Annotated in this window: 16 protein-coding genes; 9 read left to right on the forward strand and 7 right to left on the reverse strand. The window is 67.1% G+C overall.

The window, feature by feature from the left end:
- Nucleotides 1–110: 110 nt before the first annotated feature.
- Both QWG60_RS07245 and QWG60_RS07250 read left to right on the forward strand, forming a co-directional pair.
- Nucleotides 111–689: a cytochrome b gene (locus tag QWG60_RS07245; protein ID WP_035596049.1), complete on the forward strand. Its 579-nt coding sequence runs from the start codon at nucleotides 111–113 to the stop codon at nucleotides 687–689.
- A gap of 27 nt (nucleotides 690–716) precedes the next feature.
- Nucleotides 717–1301 (forward strand): YceI family protein, encoded by a 585-nt coding sequence (locus QWG60_RS07250; RefSeq protein ID WP_107182033.1) that lies wholly within the window; start codon nucleotides 717–719, stop codon nucleotides 1299–1301.
- Nucleotides 1302–1391: 90 nt separating this feature from the next.
- Here the strand turns inward: QWG60_RS07250 and QWG60_RS07255 are convergent, their stop codons facing one another.
- Entirely contained in the window at nucleotides 1392–2183 is a 792-nt protein-coding gene (locus tag QWG60_RS07255; RefSeq protein WP_046080233.1) for a 2OG-Fe dioxygenase family protein, read from the reverse strand.
- A gap of 198 nt (nucleotides 2184–2381) precedes the next feature.
- On the opposite strand from QWG60_RS07255, the gene QWG60_RS07260 reads away from it, so the two are divergent.
- From QWG60_RS07260 to QWG60_RS07270, 3 genes are all read left to right on the forward strand, one after another.
- Complete coding sequence (locus tag QWG60_RS07260; protein WP_246124648.1) at nucleotides 2382–4211, forward strand: putative bifunctional diguanylate cyclase/phosphodiesterase; 1830 nt, start codon at nucleotides 2382–2384, stop codon at nucleotides 4209–4211.
- Nucleotides 4212–4331: 120 nt separating this feature from the next.
- Complete coding sequence (locus tag QWG60_RS07265) at nucleotides 4332–5612, forward strand: MATE family efflux transporter (protein ID WP_146908278.1); 1281 nt, start codon at nucleotides 4332–4334, stop codon at nucleotides 5610–5612.
- A gap of 221 nt (nucleotides 5613–5833) precedes the next feature.
- On the forward strand, nucleotides 5834–7093 hold the full coding sequence (locus QWG60_RS07270; RefSeq protein WP_146908214.1) for a D-amino acid dehydrogenase: 1260 nt from the start codon (nucleotides 5834–5836) through the stop codon (nucleotides 7091–7093).
- Between the two features lie 159 nt (nucleotides 7094–7252).
- On the opposite strand, the gene QWG60_RS07275 is transcribed toward QWG60_RS07270, so the two are convergent.
- From QWG60_RS07275 to phhA, 3 genes are all read right to left on the reverse strand, one after another.
- Nucleotides 7253–8443 (reverse strand): amino acid aminotransferase, encoded by a 1191-nt coding sequence (locus tag QWG60_RS07275; RefSeq protein WP_035596038.1) that lies wholly within the window; start codon nucleotides 8441–8443, stop codon nucleotides 7253–7255.
- The gene (locus QWG60_RS07280; protein ID WP_035596035.1) at nucleotides 8444–8782 is read right to left on the reverse strand and encodes a 4a-hydroxytetrahydrobiopterin dehydratase; all 339 of its coding nucleotides are present in this window, start codon (nucleotides 8780–8782) and stop codon (nucleotides 8444–8446) included.
- A gap of 92 nt (nucleotides 8783–8874) precedes the next feature.
- Nucleotides 8875–9705: a phenylalanine 4-monooxygenase gene (gene phhA / locus QWG60_RS07285; RefSeq protein ID WP_046080237.1), complete on the reverse strand. Its 831-nt coding sequence runs from the start codon at nucleotides 9703–9705 to the stop codon at nucleotides 8875–8877.
- Nucleotides 9706–9990: 285 nt separating this feature from the next.
- Between phhA and QWG60_RS07290 the strand changes: the two genes are divergently transcribed.
- Nucleotides 9991–11553, forward strand: coding sequence for a sigma-54-dependent transcriptional regulator (locus QWG60_RS07290; RefSeq protein WP_046080238.1), 1563 nt, complete (start codon nucleotides 9991–9993; stop codon nucleotides 11551–11553).
- A complete protein-coding gene (locus QWG60_RS07295; RefSeq protein WP_146908216.1) occupies nucleotides 11550–12161 on the forward strand; it encodes a hypothetical protein in 612 nt (203 codons plus the stop codon). The genes QWG60_RS07290 and QWG60_RS07295 overlap by 4 nt, the downstream gene beginning before the upstream one ends.
- 4 nt (nucleotides 12162–12165) lie before the next feature.
- On the opposite strand, the gene QWG60_RS07300 is transcribed toward QWG60_RS07295, so the two are convergent.
- The 3 genes from QWG60_RS07300 to cfa form a co-directional block, all read right to left on the reverse strand.
- Complete coding sequence (locus QWG60_RS07300) at nucleotides 12166–14115, reverse strand: RecQ family ATP-dependent DNA helicase (protein WP_046080240.1); 1950 nt, start codon at nucleotides 14113–14115, stop codon at nucleotides 12166–12168.
- 80 nt (nucleotides 14116–14195) lie between these two features.
- The gene (locus QWG60_RS07305; protein ID WP_290130937.1) at nucleotides 14196–15062 is read right to left on the reverse strand and encodes a sensor domain-containing diguanylate cyclase; all 867 of its coding nucleotides are present in this window, start codon (nucleotides 15060–15062) and stop codon (nucleotides 14196–14198) included.
- A 538-nt stretch (nucleotides 15063–15600) separates the two neighbouring features.
- Entirely contained in the window at nucleotides 15601–16752 is a 1152-nt protein-coding gene (gene cfa / locus QWG60_RS07310; protein WP_146908221.1) for a cyclopropane fatty acyl phospholipid synthase, read from the reverse strand.
- A 165-nt stretch (nucleotides 16753–16917) separates the two neighbouring features.
- Here cfa and QWG60_RS07315 point away from each other — a divergent pair, with 165 nt between their 5' ends.
- Both QWG60_RS07315 and hppD read left to right on the forward strand, forming a co-directional pair.
- Nucleotides 16918–17247 (forward strand): MTH1187 family thiamine-binding protein, encoded by a 330-nt coding sequence (locus tag QWG60_RS07315; RefSeq protein ID WP_146908224.1) that lies wholly within the window; start codon nucleotides 16918–16920, stop codon nucleotides 17245–17247.
- A 216-nt stretch (nucleotides 17248–17463) separates the two neighbouring features.
- Nucleotides 17464–18576, forward strand: a complete 1113-nt coding sequence (hppD, locus tag QWG60_RS07320) for a 4-hydroxyphenylpyruvate dioxygenase (RefSeq protein WP_146908226.1) — start codon at nucleotides 17464–17466, stop codon at nucleotides 18574–18576.
- Nucleotides 18577–18693 lie beyond the last annotated feature (117 nt).

The following is an 18693-nucleotide window of genomic DNA, read 5'->3' on the forward strand; positions in this document are numbered from 1 at the left end:
CGCGGGGCGGCATGCGGAATTTCCGAACGAAGCGTTCATCTTTTTTCAGCGGAATCGCCCGCCTTGCTCGGGTAGTCTGCTTCCTCCGTGACACGCATTCGGGAGCGCTCATGTGGCGTAACACTTCGACCGGCTGGGGATGGACCAGCATCCTGCTGCACTGGCTGAGCGCGTTGGCCTTCGTCGGGCTCTTCGTGCTGGGCTGGTGGATGACCGGGCTCGGCTATTACGATGCCTGGTACAACCTCGCGCCCTGGTGGCATCGTTCCCTCGGCATGCTGGTGTTCGCCGTGACCCTGGGCCGTCTCGTCTGGCGCGCCGTTCAGCCGACGCCATCGTTGCCCGGGTCGCGTCTGGAACGCCTGGCCGCCCATGTCGGCCACATCGCCCTCTACGCGCTGATGCTGCTGGTGCTGGTCAGCGGCTATCTGATCTCCACCGCGGAAGGCGCCGGCATCGATGTGTTCGGGCTCTTCCAGGTGCCGGCGCTGATGACCGGATTGCCCAACCAGGCGAGTCTCGCCGGCACGGTGCACTGGTACGCCGCCCTGGCGCTGATGGTGCTGGCCGGTGGGCATGGCCTGGCCGCGTTCAAGCATCACTGGGTCGATCGCCACGACACCCTGATGCGCATGCTCACGCCTCGTTACACTCGGGCTCGCCGCCGTGGCGGGTCCGCTTCCCACTGACCCATCGAGTCACGCAAGGAGTTAGCGATGTACAAGAAGACCGCCCTGACCGCCGCCCTGGCCGCCGCGTCCCTGGTGCCGCTCGCCCAGGCACAGGCTGCCGACTACGCCATCGACATCGACGGCCAGCACGCCTTCGTGCAGTTCAAGATCAGCCACCTGGGTTTCTCCTACATCCTGGGCAGTTTCGAGGAGTTCGACGGCGGGTTCAGCTATGACCCCGAGAACCCGGAAGCGTCATCCGCCAACCTGGAGGTCGAGGTCGACAGCCTGACCACCAACCACGCCGAGCGCGACAAGCACATCCTGAGCGATGACTTCCTCGACGCGGCCGAATATCCCACCGCGAGCTTCGCTTCCACCGGCTTCGAGCCTACCGGCGAGGGCGAGGGCGTGCTGACCGGCGATCTGACCCTGCACGGCGAGACCCAGGCCATCGAGATGCCGGTGACTCTGCTGGGCGAGGGCGACGATCCCTGGGGCAACTATCGCGCCGGCTTCGAGGGCTCCACCACCCTGACGCTCTCCGACTACGGCATCGACATGTCGCAGTTCCCGGAGTCGATGCACGAGCTCGAGCTGTACGTGACCTTCGAGGGCATTCGCCAGTAACGCATCGCCCCCGGGGCGATACGGTGAAACAGCGACCCCGGCCAGTGGCCGGGGTCGCTGCGTTTCAGGCAGGCAGGGCGGGCGCCGGGATCATGACTGATGGAGCACCGCCTGCGGGAAGTGGCGCCTCAGGATGCGATTCTGGAAGGCATCCACGAAGCGCGTGTTGATGATGATGATGAAGCGCTCGAACGGCTGCGACGGGTCGCGCTGGCTGAGGGTGTCGACGCCGTGGAACAGCCGGTCGTCGCGCAGGTGCAGGATCTCGCCCGGCCTCAGGGTTGCCGTCACCAGCTCTCGGGTGCCGGCCTTGTCGGCATAGAGATGGTTGTCGGCACCTAGCACGTTGTCCCGGCTCAGCACCAGGATGCTCAGCGCCTGGCAGCCGTCGGCGTGGATGCCCTGGCCCTGCAGCGGGTCGAGGTGGCCCTCGCCGCGCACCCCGGTGATCTGCATCAGGATGGGTTCGTCGGGCCGGATGCCCCACAGCCGGGCCCAGGCACGGACGAAGGCGCGGACGTCGGCACGGCCCAGGAACTCGGGCGTCAGCGGCTCGTAGTAGCGCAGCCGGTCGGCCATGCTGTCCGCGTCGTTGAAGGCGCCGCCCTGGGCCATCGGGCAGTGGCCCAGGTCCTTGACCTGCTCCTCGGCGTCGAGGGCCAGCCATGACATCCGCTTCCAGCGCTGGTTGACGTAGGGGTCCCGCGGCAGGTCGGCGGTGAAACCCTGCCAGGCTTCCAGGTCGATCGCCGAATGCAGCTCGGTCAGGGCCCAGTCCTGTCGGGCCAGGTCTTCCTGTACGCCGTGGGGCCAGTAGTCTGCCATCGGGTCCGCTGGCATGGTGGTGTGATCGAAACCATATTTAAGGGTGTCGAGTTTCATGAGACTTTCTCCTGATTGACGTCTGAATGGGATGGGCTTCCGTTGACGAGAAAAATCGTCAACAGTAAGCAAATGAGTCGGAATGTTTCAGAATGTCAAAGCAGGAGTGGTGGTCAGTCGTGGAGGCCGCTCATCGGGCCGCGTGGAGGTGCACTTGAGTGACCGGAGACATCGGAGGCTGGTGGGGCGGCGCATCACATGAGGCCGTTTCATCGCGGGCAGCGGGGTAAGGCCGCGTGGCAGCGGATCCTGCGCTGGCTGGGGCGGGCGTGTGATCGCGTGGTCGAGCGCCGCTCGGACGCCGCGCAGATCGACGTGGCCCTCGTCCAGCGCCGCTATCAGGAGAGCGAGCAGCGCTTCCGCAGCCTGCTCGAGAGCCTGCCTCGCGTGGCGGTGCAGGGCTATGACCGGCAGCGTCGGGTCATCTACTGGAACGAGGCCAGCGTCCGGCTCTACGGCTATCCGGCCGAGGAGGCCATGGGGCGCCTGCTCGAGGACCTGATCATTCCCGGTCCCATGCGTCAGCCGGTCATCGAGGCTCACCGGGCCTGGGTCGAGCAGGGCCAGGAAATTCCCGCAGAAGAGCTCGAGCTGCGCCACCGCAGCGGCGAACCGGTACCGGTGTTCTCCCACCACGTGATGCTCGGCGAGCACACCGACAACCCGCTGATGTTCTGCGTCGACGTCGATCTGTCCGACCAGAAGCGGGCCCATCGTGATCTGGCCTTCGCCACCCGCTTCGATCAGCTGACGCACCTGCCCAATCGTCAGGCCTTCGAGGCAGACCTGGATGAGCTGCTCGACCGCTGCCGGCGCCAAGGGCGGCCGCTGACCGTGCTCTACCTGGATATCGATCGCTTCGTCGAGATCAACGATGCCCTCGGCTATGCCCAGGGCGACCAGATCCTGATCGAGCTGACACGCCGGCTTCGCCATCGCCAGCGGGCCGGAGACCTGATGTCGCGGGTTTCCAGCGACGAGTTCGTGATGGCCTTTCCCGGCGTGGGAGAGGCGGAAGCGTGCCGCACGGTGGTCGAGCACATCCGTTCGGCGTTCGACCGGCCCTTCGAGGTGGACGGCATCGCGCGCCCGGTCACTGCCAGCCTCGGGCTCAGCGCCTTCCCGGATCACGGCCGGGTGGCCTGGGAGCTGATCCGCAACGCCGACGTGGCCAAGAACCGCGCCAAGCTGGATGGTCAGGGCGCCCTGCAGGGCTTCCAGCAGCATTTCCACGACGAGCTGGTGCGCCAGCATCGGCTCGCCGAACGGCTGGAGCACGCCATCGCCAATTGTGAGCTCAGCCTGCACTATCAGCCCCAGGTGTCGGCGGTGAGCGGCCGGATCGAGAATCTCGAAGCGCTGCTGCGCTGGGAGCCGGCCGACGGTGAGGCGGTCTCGCCCGCCGAGTTCATTCCCCTGGCCGAGCGCTCGGGGCTGATCGAACGGCTCGGCGACTGGGTGATGGAGGAGGCCTGTGGCCAGCAGGCGGCCTGGCGTGCGGCGGGGGTCGAGGCGCTGCGCATCGACATCAATCTGTCGGGGCGTCAGGTGCGGGCGCCGGAGACGCTCGAGCGCCTGGAGGCCTGCGTGGCGCGCCACGGGCTCGAGCCTCAGGACATCGGCATCGAGCTGACCGAGAACGTGCTGATCGAGGCCAACGAAGCCGTGCTGACGCGGCTGCGGCGCCTCTATCACCGCGGGGTGCGCATCGCCATCGACGACTTCGGCACCGGCTATTCGTCGCTCAGCTACCTCAAGCTGTTTCCGGTTACCGCGCTCAAGATCGATCGCTCCTTCGTTCGCGATGGACCCCAGCAGTCGGAGGATCGTGCCATCATGGAGGCCGCGGTCTTCATCGGCCATCGGCTGGGGCTGGAGGTGGTGGCCGAGGGCGTCGAGACCGGCGAGCAGCTGGCGCTGGTGCGCGAGATGCGCTGCGATCTGGTCCAGGGCTACTATTTCCATCGGCCGCTGCCGGTGGCCGAGGTGCAGCGGCTGCTCTTCGGCCAGCTCGAGCACGCCCCCTGAGACGGGTCGCAACTTCGCGTAGAATGGGCCGCCCTCGACGATTCCCGCGGAGTCCCTGTGTTGCGAAACGACGCTACCTCTTCCTCGCTGGGTGTGACGCTGTGGCGTCAGACCTGGCCCATGGCCATCGGCGTGCTGTCTCTGCTGGGTTTCCAGCTGATCGACAGCGCCTTCGTGGCCAGGCTCGGCACCGCGCCGCTGGCCGCCCAGTCCTTCACCCTGCCGCTCTCCTTCCTGATCATCGGCGTCCAGGTGGGCATGGGCATCGCCATCGCCGCGCTGATCTCCCGGGCCCTGGGGGCCGGCGAGACCGCGCGGTCCCGTCGCCTTGGCAGCCTGGTGCTGGTGGTGGGGGCACTGGTCATCGCGCTGCTGGGGCTGGGGCTGTGGCTGGGCCAGGCGCCGATCTTCCGGCGGCTGGGTGCCGAAACCGAGTCTCTGGCGCTGATCCGTGCCTACTGGGGCCCCCAGCTGCTGTCCGCCTGGGCGGGGGCGGTGCTGTATTTCGGCTACAGCCTGTTCCGCGCCCACGGCAACACGCGTCTGCCCGGTTCGCTGATGGTGATCACCAGCCTGGCCAACCTGCTCCTGGATCCGTTGTTGATCTTCGGGGTCGGCAACTGGCAGGGCCTGGGGCTGCCGGGCGCGGCCTGGGCCACGGTGCTGGCCATGCTGGTGGGGCTCGGCGTGATGGCGATGCGCCTGGCCGGCACCGGCTGGTTGGCCACAGGGGGGCTGTGGGAGGAGGCGAGTCAGTCGCTGCGGCCCTTCCTGGGCATCGCCGGGCCGGCCATGATCAGCCAGCTGATGCCGCCGCTGGCCGCGATGCTGGCGATCTCGGTGGTGGCCCGGCTCGGCGAGTCCCAGGTCGCGGCCTGGGGCCTGGCCAGTCGCCTGGAGACCCTGTCGCTCATGGCGGTGCTGGCGATGACCATGTCGCTGCCGCCCTGGTTGGGGCGCTGCTACGGCGCCGGCGACTGGCCGCAGGTGCACCGCCTGATGCGCCTGGCGCTGAAGGTGGCGGTGCTCTGGCAGCTGGGGCTGGGGCTGGCGCTGGCGCTGGCCGCGCCCTGGGTGGCCGCGGCTCTGGCCGGCTCCGCCGAGGTGAGCGAGGACCTGACGGTGCTGCTGCACTGGCTGCCGCCGAGCTATGCCGCGCTCGGGGTCTGCATGCTGGTGGTCTCCGCCGGCAATGCGCTGGGCTGGCCGCTGCGGGCGATGATGATGTCCGCCGCGCGGCTGTTCGCGTTCTACCTGCCGTGCCTGGGGCTCGGCGCCTGGCTGGGCGGCCTGCCGGGCCTGGCGCTGGGGGCGGCACTGGGCAATCTGCTGGCCGGTCTGGCGGCCTGGGGACTGCTGCGTCGTACCCTCGCCAGCCCGCGGCGCCAGGCGGCCGGATGACGGGTAGTGGTTTTTTCTTTTTATGGTGGTTTTTGTTTAATTAACACCCAATATATGGTGTTTATTTGAATGTTCTATTAGGTTGGTGGGTAAATAAAAGGAAAATCATCTGATTGGCCTCTCCTATACTCGTCTTAACGCACCGCCCGGGCCTGGCCCGGGCGGTCTCGTTCCCGCAGATGGCAGGGCGATCCAACAAGACGATCAGGGGAGAGGACGGCATGAAGGTATTGATTCTCGGCAGTGGTGTGGTCGGCGTCACCAGCGCCTACTATCTGGCCCGTCAGGGCCATGAGGTCACCGTGGTGGATCGCCAGCCGGCACCGGCCATGGAAACCAGCTACGGCAATGCCGGTCAGGTGTCGTTTGGCTTCTCCTCGCCCTGGGCCGCGCCCGGCATCCCGCAGAAGGCGGTGAAGTGGATGTTCCAGGAGCATGCGCCGCTGAAGATCCAGCCGCGCATGGACCCGACCATGGCCCGCTTCATGATGAAGATGTTCGGCAACTGCAATCCCGAGCGCTATGCGGTGAACAAGGAGCGCATGGTGCGCATCGCCGAGCATAGCCGCGCCTGCATCGACGCCCTGCGCGCCGAGACCGGCATCCGCTACGAGGATCGTCAGAAGGGGCTGCTGCAGCTGTTTCGCCACGACAGCCAGGTGGAGGCCGTGGCCAAGGACATGCAGGTGCTCGAGCGCTGCGGCGTGCGCCATCGGTTGCTGGGCGCCGGCGAGATCGCCGCGGTCGAGCCCGCGCTGGCCCGGGTGCCGGGCAAGTTCGTCGGCGGCCTGCACCTGCCGGACGACCAGACCGGCGACTGTCATCTGTTCACCAATCGCCTGGCCGACTACTGCCGTGACCGCCTGGGCGTCAGCTTCCGCTTCGGTGTCGACATCCAGCGCATCCGCCGCGGCAATGCCGGCATCGAGGGCGTGATCACCAGCGCCGGCGAGCTCACCGCCTACGCCTACGTGGTCTGCCTCGGCAGCTATTCGCCGTTCCTGGTCAAGGACCTGGGCATCCGCCTGCCGATCTACCCGGTCAAGGGCTACAGCCTGACCGTGCCGGTGGTCGACGACGGCGGGGCGCCCCAGTCCACGGTGATGGACGAGACCTACAAGGTGGCGATCTCGCGCTTCGACGACCGCATCCGCGTGGGCGGCACCGCCGAGCTGGCGGGCCACGACCTGAGCCTGCCGGAGAAGCGCCGGGCGACCATCGACATGGTGGTGCGCGATGTCTTCCCCGAGGGCGGCGACGTCGACCGCGCCGAGTTCTGGAGCGGCCTGCGGCCGATGACGCCGGATTCCACGCCGATCATCGGCGCCACCCGCTACGACAACCTGTGGCTCAACACCGGCCACGGTACCCTGGGCTGGACCATGAGCTGCGGCAGCGCCCAGCTGCTGGCCGATCTGATGGGGGCGGAATCGCCGCGCATCGACCCGCAGGGGCTCGACGTTTCGCGCTACGCCGCCTGACGCGGTGTTGTACGCTGCTTGATCGAGAACGGCCCGCGCCTTGGCGCGGGCCGTCGTCGTATCGGGCGGCCGTGGCGCGGGCGGATCATGGCATCGAGGCACAAAAAAGCGCCCGGGCCATCAGGCCCGGGCGCTTTTCTGCCGAACGGCGTCAGCCGATCAGTCGTTGACCGCAGCGATCGCCTTGGCCAGGTAGGGCAGGTTCTCGTGGGAGAAGCCGGCCACGTTGGCACGGCCGGAGCGCACCATGTAGATGCTGAACTCGTCGCGCAGGCGATCCACCTGTTCCGGCGTCAGTCCGGTGTAGGAGAACATGCCGCGCTGCTCGGCCACGTGGGCGTATTTCTCGTCCAGGCCGTACGGCTTCAGAGCCTCGACGAAGTCGCGCCGCAAGGTGTTGATGCGGTCGCGCATCTCGGTGAGTTCTTCGCGCCAGACGGCGGTCAGCTCGTCGGAGTGCAGGACCTCGGAGACGATGGCACCGCCGTGGGCCGGCGGGTTGGAGTAGTTCTCGCGGGCGACGATGGCCACCTGGGAACGCACGTTCTCCATCTGCTCGGCGTTCTTGGCGACCATGATCAGGCAGCCGGTCCGCTCGCAGTAGATGCCGAAGTTCTTGGAGCAGGAGCTGGTGATGATCACCTCATCGAGGTTCTCGGCCAGCAGGCGCGGACCGAAGGCATCCTCGTCCAGGCCCTCGCCGAAGCCCTGATAGGCGAAGTCGACCAGCGGCAGCAGCTTGCGCTCCTTGAGCACCTCCAGCACCTGCTTCCACTGATCCCGGGACAGGTCGAAGCCGGTCGGGTTGTGGCAGCAGGCGTGGAGCAGCACCACGTCGCCCTCGGGGATCTGCTTCAGGGCCCCGAGCATGCCGTCGAAGTCGAGGCGGTTGTCGGCGTCGACGTAGGGGTACTTGTGCAGGGTGAGACCGGCCGCCGGGAAGATGCCGAGGTGGTTCGGCCAGGTCGGGTCGCTGACCCAGATGTCCTTGCCGGGCAGCTGGGTAGCGATGAAGTCCGCCGCCAGGCGCAGCGCGCCGGTGCCGCCGGGAGACTGGGTCGCGCTGGCGCGACCGGCCTCGAGCACCGGTGAGCCCTGGCCGAGCACCATCGGCAGCACCACTTCACCGTAGGCCGGGGCGCCGTGGGAACCGATGTAGGTCTTGGTGGTCTCGTTGTTGAGCAGCAGGGCCTCGGCTTCCTTGACCGCGCGCATCACCGGGGTGTTGCCCTGGGCGTCGCGATAGACGCCGACACCGAGATCGACCTTCTGGGGGTTGGTATCCTTCTTGAAGGCCTCGATGAGCCCGAGGATGGCATCCCCGGGAACCCGCTCAATCTGTTCGAACATTTACTTCGCTACCTCGTCGGTTCTGGCGGCTAGGATGAAATCGTTCCTGTGCAGGCCCTTCATCTCGTGGGACCACCAGGTCACGGTGACCTTGCCCCACTCGGTCAGCAGGGCGGGGTGGTGACCCGCTTCCTCGGCGATCTCGCCGACCCGGTTGGTGAACGCCAGGGCCTGTCGGAAGTTGCGGAACGTGAAGACTCGCTCCAGCTGCATGATGCCATCGCGCTCGACGATCTGCCACTCGGGGATGTCGCGGCGATACTGCTCGATTTCGCTCTCGGTGACGTGGGGGGCGTCCCAGCTGCAGGCCTCGCACTGCTGTTCGGAAAGTTCGCTCATGATGACTCCTCGTTGGCTCGTTGCGGGGTATAGAGTTGTTGTCGTGGTGGCGATCGGCCGCTCATGAAAGGGCCGATGCCAAGGCGTCGGCGTCAGGCGCTGGCGGTCTCCGCCGGCACTGGCTTGGGCTTGGGCGGAAAGCGCGGTTCGAACAGCCCGAGTTCCATGGCCTCGTGGACCATGCCCATGATGTCGCGGCCGGACAGCTCGTGCAGCGTCTCCAGGCTATCCAGTACGTAGTACAGCGGCTGGAGGATGTCGATCCGGTAGGGCGTGCGCAGAGCGTCCAGCGGATCGAAGGGCGCGTGAACGGGCGCGTCGGACAGGGCGTGCAGGGTCTCCTTGGGCGAGGAGATGATGCCGCCGCCATACAGTCGCCGCCCCTCGGGAGTGTCGACCAGGCCGAATTCCACGGTCATCCAGTACAGTCGGGCCAGGTAGACGCGCTCCTTGGGCGTGGCCTCGAGGCCCAGGCGGCCGTAGGTGGCGGTGAACTCGGCGAAGGCCGGGTTGGTGAGCATCGGGCAGTGACCGAAGATCTCGTGGAAGATGTCCGGCTCCTGCAGGTAGTCCAGCTCCTCCGGCGTGCGGATAAAGGTGGCGACCGGGAAGCGGCGATTGGCCAGCAGTTCGAAGAAGGTATCGAAGGGAATCAGCGCCGGCACCTGGGCGGTTTCCCAGCCGGTGGCCTCGCGCAGCACGGCGTCGACCTCGGCGAGCTGGGGGATACGCTCGACGGGCAGCGCCAGGCGCTCCATGCCGTCGAGGTATTCCTGGCACACCCGGCCCGGCAGCAGCTCGACCTGGCGCTCCATCAGCGTGCGCCAGGTGGCATTTTCCTGTTCGCTCCAGGCGATATGGCCGTTGTCGTCCGGCATCCTGGCCTGATAGGCGGTCTTCTTGGGGGCGCTTTGAGCCTTCATGGTTGCTCCCGTCGGTATTGGAATTGTCGTGGCCTCAAGGGGATGACCGCAGTCTAGGCGGGGGACGGGGTGAGAGGGGCGTTCTGCGGACGATCCAGGGCGTTCGCAAGGCGTTTGGTTGTAAAGAATCCATGACAGTCGGGCGTCTTGGCCGGCATGATGCGGCCAAAGGCGCATGGAATCGGCATCGCGGCGGCCTTATTGTCACGCTATCTTTACAGATGAGTCACGCCGGGCTGACAACCTTCTGCGGCCCGGTTCGTTTTTTCGACCTGCGAGCCTTTCATGCGTCTGAGATTCCACTGCCAGAACCGCATCGGCATCCTGCGCGATATCGTGGCCCACTTCGCCGACTACGGACTCAACGTGGCCCACGGCGAGGTCGGCGGCGAACACGGCAACGCCATCTACCTGCACGTGCCCCACCTGCTGAACGCCCAGCTGGCCACGCTCAAGCCCGAGCTCGAACAGGTGCCCGGGGTGTTCGGCGTGCGACGGGTCAGCCTGATGCCCAGCGAGCGGCGCCACCTGGAGCTCGACGCCCTGCTGTCGTCGCTCTCGGAACCGGTGATGTCGATCGACATGGAGGGGCATCTGGTGGCGGCCAACCGCGCCGCCGGGCAGCTGCTGGGCGTGCGGGTCGACGAGGTGCCGGGGCTGTCGCTGGACCGCTATCTGCCTGATCTCGACCTGCCGGAGCTGATTCGCCGCAATAACGCCCGGGTCAACGGGCTGCGGGTCAAGCTGCGCGACACCGTCTACCTGGCCGACATCTCGCCGCTGCACCGCGAGCAGCAGTCGGACGTGGCCTCGCTGGCCGGCGCCGTGGTCACCCTGCATCGCGCCGATCGCATCGGCGAGCGCATCTATCAGGTGCAGCGCCAGGAGCTGCGCGGCTTCGAGTCGCTGTTCCAGGCAAGCCCCCGGCTGGAGGCGCTGATCGGCGAGGCGCGACGCATGGCGCCGCTGGATGCGCCGCTGCTGATCCAGGGTGAGACCGGCACCGGCAAGGAGCTGCTGGCCCGGGCCTGCCACCTGGCGAGCCCGCGGGGGCAGGCGCCGTTCATGGCGCTCAACTGTGCCGGGCTGCCGGAATCCATGGCCGAGACCGAGCTGTTCGGCTATGCGCCGGGTGCCTTCGAGGGCGCGCGCCCCGAGGGCAAGTTGGGGCTGCTGGAGCTGACGGCCGGCGGCACCATCTTCCTCGACGAGGTGGGCGAGACCAGCCCGCGGATGCAGGTCAAGCTGCTGCGCTTCCTGCAGGACGGCGGCTTCCGTCGCGTGGGCAGCGACGAGGAAACCTACCTGGACGTGCGAGTGATCTGTGCCACCCAGCAGGATCTGCCGAGCCTGTGCGCCGAGGGGCGCTTCCGCCAGGACCTCTATCACCGCCTCAACGTGCTGACCCTGGAGGTGCCGCCGCTGCGGGACTGCCTCGACGGCATCGAGGCGCTGGCGACGCACTTCATCGACCGCGCCGCCACCCAGATCGGCTGCCCGATGCCGCAGCTGTCACCGGCCGCGGTGGCGCGGCTGTCGGCCTATCACTGGCCGGGCAACGTGCGCCAGCTGGAGAACGTGCTGTTCCAGGCGGTCTCGCTGTGCGAGGGCGGCGTCATCGAGCCGGCGCATCTGCGCCTGCCCGAGGTGGGCCGGGCGCCGGGGCTCGCCGGTGTCGATCTCGACGGATCGCTGGCCGACATCCTCGGCGAGGTGGAGCGCCAGGTGCTGTCGAGCCTCTATCCGCAGCATCCTTCCAGCCGCCAGCTGGCCAAGCGCCTTGGCGTCTCGCATACCACCATCGCCAACAAGCTCAAGCGCCACGGGATCGGTTCGGAGGACGGATGAGAACCGACGGGCGAGGGCGGCTACCGCGCTGGCTGAAGGTGGCCTTCACGCTGTGGATGCTGTTCTGGGCGCCTTCGGTGGCGCTGCGCATCGGGATCCAGAACTACCTGTGGCTGTGCAACCTGGCCAATTTCCTGCTGCTGGTCGGGCTGTGGGTCGAGAGCCGCCGGCTTGTTTCCATGGCCTGGATGGCCACGGCGCTGGTGGGGAGCCTGTGGGCGCTGGATGCCGGTGTCGCCTGGGCCAGCGGCTGGCATCCCATCGGCGGCACCGAGTACATGTTCGATGCCGGCATTCCTCTGTCGGTACGGCTGCTGTCGCTCTACCACCTGGTGCTGCCGCTGGTGGCCGGTTTCGGTGTCGTGAGGCTGGGCTTCGATCGCACGGCCCTGGCCTGGCAGACCGCCCTGACCTGGGCGGCGATCCTCGCCGCCTGGTGGCTCACGGATCCCCATCGCAACGTCAACTGGGTCGAGGGCCCCTTCGGCGGCGCCCAGACCTGGCTGCCGGACGGGCTCTATGTGATCGCGCTGATGCTGGTCTGGCCGCTGGCGCTCTATCTGCCGGTGCATCTGGCGACGCTGTCGCTGATGCGGCGGCGAGCGTGAACGATCAGCGGGACAGCCAGTCGCGCACCTCGCCGAAGGGATAGGCCTCCAGGGTGGCGAAGCCGTCGAGCTGGCGCGCCTTGTGGCGGGTCAGCCGCGGCGAGCTCAGCCCGCACAGGAAGCGGGCCAGCAGCGTCGGGGTGGCGGCCTCGCCTTCGCCGGCGGCCGAGAGCCGTTCGCGCAGCGGGGCGGTCAGGGCGGCGGCGTCCATCGCGGCGAGCGGCGCCGGTGGCGGCGGGGACGGCAGCGACGCGATCTGGCCGCGGCACCCCGAGCAGTGCCCGCAGCGCTCGGGGGCGGCGGCGTCGCCGAACCAGTCCGCCAGCCGCCGGGTCAGGCAGCCTTCGCCCTCGAACAGCGCCAGCATGGCGTGCAGTCGCTCGATCTCGGCCCGCTCCTTGTCGACGAAGGCCTGGTGCAGCCGCGCGATCAGGGCCTCGTCGACGGGGCGCCGCACCTCGAAGACCTCGGTCATCTGCTTGCTTTCCAGCGTGATCAGGTCCTTGTCGGCGAAGTAGTCCAGGGCGGTGATCACCCGCTGGCGTGAGGTGTCCAGGCCGCGTTCGGCGCCGAGCCGTGCCAGGGCCTCGAGATCCATCCGGTACCAAGTGCGCGCCTTCGCCGAGGCCTCGAGGATCGCCTCGACGAAGGCCCGTCGCTCGCCCTGGAAGCGAGCCACCAGGGCTTCTGCCGGCTCCTCCAGACGGAAGCGGTATTCGGCGAAGTAGCTGAAGCGCGGCCGGATCACGCCCTCGAGCTCCAGATGCACCAGCAGCGTCTTGAGCGGCAGCGGGCGGATGTCGCTGTCCCGCGAGAGGGTATTGAGGGTGAAGGCCCAGTCCTCTCCGGCGGCGGGCAGGGTCGACGTCACCCGAGCGATAGCGTCGCGCTCCGGGGTGTCGCCGTAGGTGAAGTTCTCCAGCACGCTGAGATGATCGCGGCCGGCCAGCATCAGGCACTCGGCCGGGGCGCCGTCACGCCCGGCGCGGCCGATCTCCTGGCTGTAGTTCTCCACCGACTTGGGCAGGTCGAAGTGCACCACCGCGCGGATGTCGCTCTTGTCGATGCCCATGCCGAAGGCGATGGTGGCGACGATCACCGGCGTGCGGCCGGCCATGAAGTCGTCCTGGCGGCGGGCGCGCGTCTCGGCGTCGAGGCCGGCGTGATAGGCCGCGGCGGGCAGGCCGGCGGCACCGAGATAGGCGGCCAGACGCTCGGCGGTCTGCTGCAGGGTGACGTAGACCACGGTGGCGCCGGCGCTAGGCCCTTCGACGCGCGGGCGCAGCCATTCGACCAGCCGCCGCGGGCGCTCGTCGGCCGCCACCGGCGCCACCTGCAGGTCCAGGTTGGGGCGATAGAAGCCGGTGGCGGTGACGTCCTCGGCCTCGATGGCGAAGTGGCGGCGCATGTCCTCGATCACCTTCGGGGTGGCGGTGGCCGTCAGCAGCAGCGCCTGGGGGATGCCGAGCTCGTGGCGGGTCGCCGGCAGGGTCAGGTAGTCGGGACGGAAGTTGTGGCCCCATTCGGAAATGCAGTGAGCCTCGTCGACCACCAGCAGCGAGATGGGCACGCGGCGGATGAAGGCGCGGAAGCGCTCGTTCTTGAGACGTTCCACCGAGACCATCAGGATGCGGATCTCGCCGCGGGCCACGCCGTCCATCACCGCACGGGCCTCGTCCTTGGTCTGGGAGGAATCGAGGCTGGCGGCGGCGATGCCGTGGCGCTGCAGGAAGGCCAGCTGGTCCTGCATCAGCGCCAGCAGCGGCGAGACCACCAGCGTCAGGTTTGGCAGGTGCAGGGCGGAGAGCTGATAGCACAGCGACTTGCCCGAGCCGGTGGGGAAGATCGCGGCGGCCGAGCGGCCGGCGACCACCGCCTCGATCACCGGGCGCTGGCCGGGGCGGAAGTCGGGATAGCCGAAGACCCGGGCGAGGGTCTGGTCGATGGTGGTCATGGCGGCTCCGGGCGGTGTCGATGGGAGGGGCAGGATACACGTCATGGCCGTCGATCTCGCCCGAGCGCGGGGCGTCGTCGTCAGTCGCCGGCCACGACCCGGTTGCGACCGAGGTGCTTGGCCCGGTAGAGGCTGGCGTCGGCACGCTGGATCAGGTGGTCGAGGGTGTCACCGACCCGGTGTTCGGTGATGCCGATGCTGACGGTGATGCGCCCCGACCCGAGGCCGTCGAAGTCGTGCTCGGCGATCTCGCGGCGCAGCCGCTCGGCCAGCCGGGCGGCGTTGCGCTGTGAGGTCAAGGGCAGCAGCAGGGCGAACTCCTCGCCGCCCAGCCGGGCGAGGAGGTCTTCCTCGCGCAGCAGGGCGTTGCAACAGTCGGCCAGTTCGCGCAGGGTGGCGTCTCCCTGCAGATGCCCCCAGGTGTCGTTGATCGTCTTGAAATGGTCGAGGTCGATCATCATCAGCGACAGCGGCGTGGCGTGGCGATTGCTCAACGAAATCTCTTCTTCGAGGCGGCTGAGTAGCTTGCGTCGATTAGCGAGCCCCGTGAGAGCATCGCTGTCTGAAAGCTGTCGCAGGCGCTCTTCCTCGGCGACCTGCTCGCTGATGTCGAGCATCATGCCGTGCCAGAGCACGCCGGTCTCGATGCGCTGTGGCTGGGCGCGTGCAGCGATCCAGCGGCAGCGATCGGCGCTGAGCCGGAAGCGGAACTTGAGCGTGATCGGCGAGCCCCAGCGCGCCGAACGCTCGATGGCTGCCATCAGGCCGGGATAGTCCGCGTCGTGAAGGCGTTCCAGCGCCGGTTCGGCATTCTCGGCCAGGCGTTGCGGATCCAGGTCCAGCAGCTGGATGCCGCTGCCCATCAGCAAGGGGAAGTGGAGATGGCCATCCGCGCTGCGGTGCAGCTGGAAGATCAGCCCGGGCAGCTGATCGGCCAGATCCAGCATCCTCGTCGGTTCGAGCCGTTCCCTGCACGGCATGACATCGATGGGAGGCATGTGGTTTCCCTGATTGTGTTCCTGCTGCGTACAGGAGTGTCGTTGTCGTTGAATGCGTCGTGACCGTCGGGGGAGGAGAGCATCACGCGGTCATTCTTTTTAATTAAGGGAGATATAATACATCCGTCGCCGTTGACCGACATGACGCATTGGGCGTAGGCCAGACGCTGCGCCAGCTGTAAGACATTGACGACAGCGCCGGTGCCTGTGGTGACTAGTAAAACTGACTATTGTTCTCATCCGTACGGCGAGGCGCAAGGGCTGGGCAGCGGGAAACGGGGCGCCGTCGAGGCACCCGAAGGATGATGTGGGATTCAGTGGAAACGGGGCTCTAGCCTCGACATCAGCGAGGTGCGTCGTGGCGTCCCTGGCGGCCTTTCGACAACACTACCTGCCACAGCGGCAGATGGCGGGCGCAGATGGCGCGGCACAGCAAGAGCCGGAACATAAGTCGCAGATGCCTGTTTCTACATCAGCGTGCTCTTTATCAGCGTGGCGCGTCGTAGCGTCCTTCACGGCCCTTCGACAACACTACCTGCCACAGCTGCAGATTGCGGGCGCGGAAGGCGCCGGCGCAGATGGACAGGTAATAGCGGAACATCCGCTGGGTGCGCTCGTTGTAGCGATCGGCGATCTCGTCCCAGTGGGCGTCGAAGTTCTCGAGCCAGGCCATCAGGGTGCGGTCGTAGTCGGCGCCGAAGTTCTGCCAGTCCTCCATCAGCAGGTGCTCCTCGCTGGCCTGAGCAATGTGCTTGGCCGAGGGCAATACGCCGTTGGGGAAGATGTAGCGGTTGATCCAGGGATCGGCGCTGATGTGGGAGGTGTTGGAGCCGATGGTGTGCAGCAGGAACAGGCCGTCGGCGGGGAGCAGGCGTTCCACCGTCCCGAAGTAGGTGGCGTAGTTGCGATGGCCGACATGCTCGAACATGCCGATGGAGACGACGCGATCGAAGCGGCCCTCGAGCTCGCGGTAGTCCTCGAGCAGGATCTCGACCGGCAGCCCCTCGCAGCGCCGACGGGCCAGCTCCGCCTGCTCCCGGGAGATGGTGATGCCGGTGACCTCGACGCCGTGATGCCGCGCGGCGTGCTCGGCGAAGCTGCCCCAGCCGCAGCCGATGTCCAGCACCCGCATGCCGGGCTCCAGCTCGAGCTTGCGGCAGGCGAGCTCGAGCTTGCCGCGCTGGGCCTCCAGCAGGCTGCCGGCGTCCTTCCAGTAGCCGCAGGAGTAGCACATGGTGTCATCGAGCATGCGTTCGAAGAGGTCGTTGCCGAAGTCGTAGTGGGCCTCGCCGACGATATGGGCGCGGGCGCGGCTCTGCAGGTTGAAGAAACCGGACTGGAGGCGATACATCAGTCGTTCTGATTTGGACTGGGCGTGTTCGCCCAGGCCGTGGCGCAGCAGCCGGTGGGCCAGTTCGTCGATGTGCTCGCACTCCCACCAGCCGTCCATGTAGGCCTCGCCGAGCCCCAGGGTGCCCTGGTGCAGAACGCGGGAGAAGAAGTCGGGATGATAGACACGGATGTCCGCGGGGGCCGAGCCGTTGAGGGTAATGCCGGAGCCGTCGAGCAGCTTCTCGAAGACGCGTCGGGCTCTGGTGTCGGGCAGGGCGATGGGGCCGAGACGTGGGTCGCTGGTCATGGTTCCTCCTGATCCTTCAGAGTCGGGGCAGCCGGTGTGTGAAAGCGGGAGGTGGCGTGATGCCGATTGTTCTATTACAAGGCGTTAGCATAGATCAGCCATGAGCGTTTCTGACAACTCACGCTGTGGCTTTTGTATCAGGCTAATATTTATGAGGTAAGCATAATGCAGGTGATCGTGGATCTGTGCGTGGTACCGATGGGGGTCGGCGTGTCCGTCTCCCCCCAGGTAGCGGCCTGTCAGCGAGTGATCGAGGTCTCGGGGCTCGAGCATCGGATGCATGCCTATGGCACCAATATCGAAGGGCCCTGGGACGAGGTCATGGCAGTGGTCAAGCGCTGTCACGAGACGGTGCATGAGATGGGCGCGCCGCGTATCACCTCGACGCTCAAGCTCGGCACGCGGACCGACCGGGAGCAGCATATGGATGACAAGGTCGAGAGCGTGAAGCGGCTGTTGGGCGATGATGACGTCGAGAGTGTCACGAAATGTTGACGCCCTGTCAGTGAAGCTTTCCGCCGCGGCAAGACAGATCGGGGATTTGGGCGAGGTGTAACGAAATATTTACGGATGGCGCCGTGGCGGGCCGTCCAGGCGCGGCGTCGGGGCGTCGCGGCGCATTCCGGCAGGGGGCGGGTCGCACTAGTCTGGGGGGCACCTCGAAGGGCCGAGGCCCGGAGACCACAATCACAAGCACCCCGGAGGTTCTGCATGAACGCCCCTGTCCAAGGTACCCCTGCCCAGGCGTCCGAGATCGACACCACCAATCCGCTCGGCACCGACGGCTTCGCCTTCGTCGAGTACAGTGCGCCCACCGCCGAGGGCATCGAGGCGCTGCGTCGCCTGTTCCTGCAGCTGGGCTTCACCGAGACCCGCAAGCACCGCTCCAAGAACGTCTTCCTGTTCCAGCAGGAAAGGATCAACTTCGTGCTCAACGCCGAACCCGGCAGCCATGCCGCCGAGTTCGCCCGCGCTCATGGCCCCTCCGCCTGTGCCATGGCCTGGAAGGTGGCCGATGCCCGCCAGGCCTACGACCGCGCGGTGGAATGCGGCGCCACGCCGGTGGACGTGCCGGTGGGCGAGGGCGAGGTCGGTATTCCGGCGGTCGAGGGCATCGGTGGCTCGCTGCTGTACTTCGTCGACGACAAGCTCGACGGCGAGGGGCGCAGCATCTATGACATCGACTTCGCGCCGATCGAGGGCCGCAGCGCCGGCGACAACAGCGTGGGCCTGCAGGTGCTCGACCATCTGACCCACAACGTCGATCGCGGCCAGATGGACGTCTGGGCCGGCTTTTACACCCGGCTGGCCAATTTCCGCGAGCTGCGCTATTTCGACATCGCCGGCAAGAAGACCGGCCTCTACTCCCGTGCCATGACCGCTCCCTGCGGCAAGATGCACATCCCGATCAACGAGTCCGCCGACGATAACTCCCAGATCGCCGAGTTCCTGCGCGAATACAACGGCGAGGGCATCCAGCACCTGGCCATGGCCACCGATGACATCTATGCCACGGTGCGCGCGCTGAAGGCCAATGGCATCCAGTTCCTGACCACCCCGGACACCTACTACGAGAAGGTCGGTCAGCGCGTGCCCAACCACGAGGAGAACCTCGACGAGCTGCGCGAGCTGAACCTGCTGGTGGATGGTGGTCCCGATCAGGGCGTGCTGCTGCAGATCTTCACCGAGACCGTGATCGGCCCGATCTTCTTCGAGATCATTCAGCGCAAGGGCAACGATGGCTTCGGCGAGGGTAATTTCAAGGCGCTGTTCGAATCCATCGAGGAAGACCAGATCCGTCGCGGCGTGCTCAAGGACGACTGATAGCGCCAAGGGCCGGCCGGAGAGCCGGTCAGGGCGGGGAGACGGAAACCAGAACAATCCGCTGTCTCCCTGCCCAACCACGACAAAATCCGTCACAATGGGTGCCCTGTATCGGCC

The sequence above is a fragment of the Halomonas halophila genome (assembly GCF_030406665.1).
GTDB lineage: Bacteria > Pseudomonadota > Gammaproteobacteria > Pseudomonadales > Halomonadaceae > Halomonas > Halomonas halophila.

What these genes read in the sequence shown, in the direction of transcription:
- QWG60_RS07245 (WP_035596049.1), top strand. Translation starts at nt 111, where the DNA reads ATGTGGCGTAACACTTCGACCGGCTGGGGATGGACCAGCATCCTGCTG.
- QWG60_RS07250 (WP_107182033.1), top strand. Translation starts at nt 717, where the DNA reads ATGTACAAGAAGACCGCCCTGACCGCCGCCCTGGCCGCCGCGTCCCTG.
- QWG60_RS07255 (WP_046080233.1), bottom strand. Translation starts at nt 2,183, where the DNA reads ATGAAACTCGACACCCTTAAATATGGTTTCGATCACACCACCATGCCA.
- QWG60_RS07260 (WP_246124648.1), top strand. Translation starts at nt 2,382, where the DNA reads ATGAGGCCGTTTCATCGCGGGCAGCGGGGTAAGGCCGCGTGGCAGCGG.
- QWG60_RS07265 (WP_146908278.1), top strand. Translation starts at nt 4,332, where the DNA reads ATGGCCATCGGCGTGCTGTCTCTGCTGGGTTTCCAGCTGATCGACAGC.
- QWG60_RS07270 (WP_146908214.1), top strand. Translation starts at nt 5,834, where the DNA reads ATGAAGGTATTGATTCTCGGCAGTGGTGTGGTCGGCGTCACCAGCGCC.
- QWG60_RS07275 (WP_035596038.1), bottom strand. Translation starts at nt 8,443, where the DNA reads ATGTTCGAACAGATTGAGCGGGTTCCCGGGGATGCCATCCTCGGGCTC.
- QWG60_RS07280 (WP_035596035.1), bottom strand. Translation starts at nt 8,782, where the DNA reads ATGAGCGAACTTTCCGAACAGCAGTGCGAGGCCTGCAGCTGGGACGCC.
- phhA (WP_046080237.1), bottom strand. Translation starts at nt 9,705, where the DNA reads ATGAAGGCTCAAAGCGCCCCCAAGAAGACCGCCTATCAGGCCAGGATG.
- QWG60_RS07290 (WP_046080238.1), top strand. Translation starts at nt 9,991, where the DNA reads ATGCGTCTGAGATTCCACTGCCAGAACCGCATCGGCATCCTGCGCGAT.
- QWG60_RS07295 (WP_146908216.1), top strand. Translation starts at nt 11,550, where the DNA reads ATGAGAACCGACGGGCGAGGGCGGCTACCGCGCTGGCTGAAGGTGGCC.
- QWG60_RS07300 (WP_046080240.1), bottom strand. Translation starts at nt 14,115, where the DNA reads ATGACCACCATCGACCAGACCCTCGCCCGGGTCTTCGGCTATCCCGAC.
- QWG60_RS07305 (WP_290130937.1), bottom strand. Translation starts at nt 15,062, where the DNA reads ATGCTGGATCTGGCCGATCAGCTGCCCGGGCTGATCTTCCAGCTGCAC.
- cfa (WP_146908221.1), bottom strand. Translation starts at nt 16,752, where the DNA reads ATGACCAGCGACCCACGTCTCGGCCCCATCGCCCTGCCCGACACCAGA.
- QWG60_RS07315 (WP_146908224.1), top strand. Translation starts at nt 16,918, where the DNA reads ATGCAGGTGATCGTGGATCTGTGCGTGGTACCGATGGGGGTCGGCGTG.
- hppD (WP_146908226.1), top strand. Translation starts at nt 17,464, where the DNA reads ATGAACGCCCCTGTCCAAGGTACCCCTGCCCAGGCGTCCGAGATCGAC.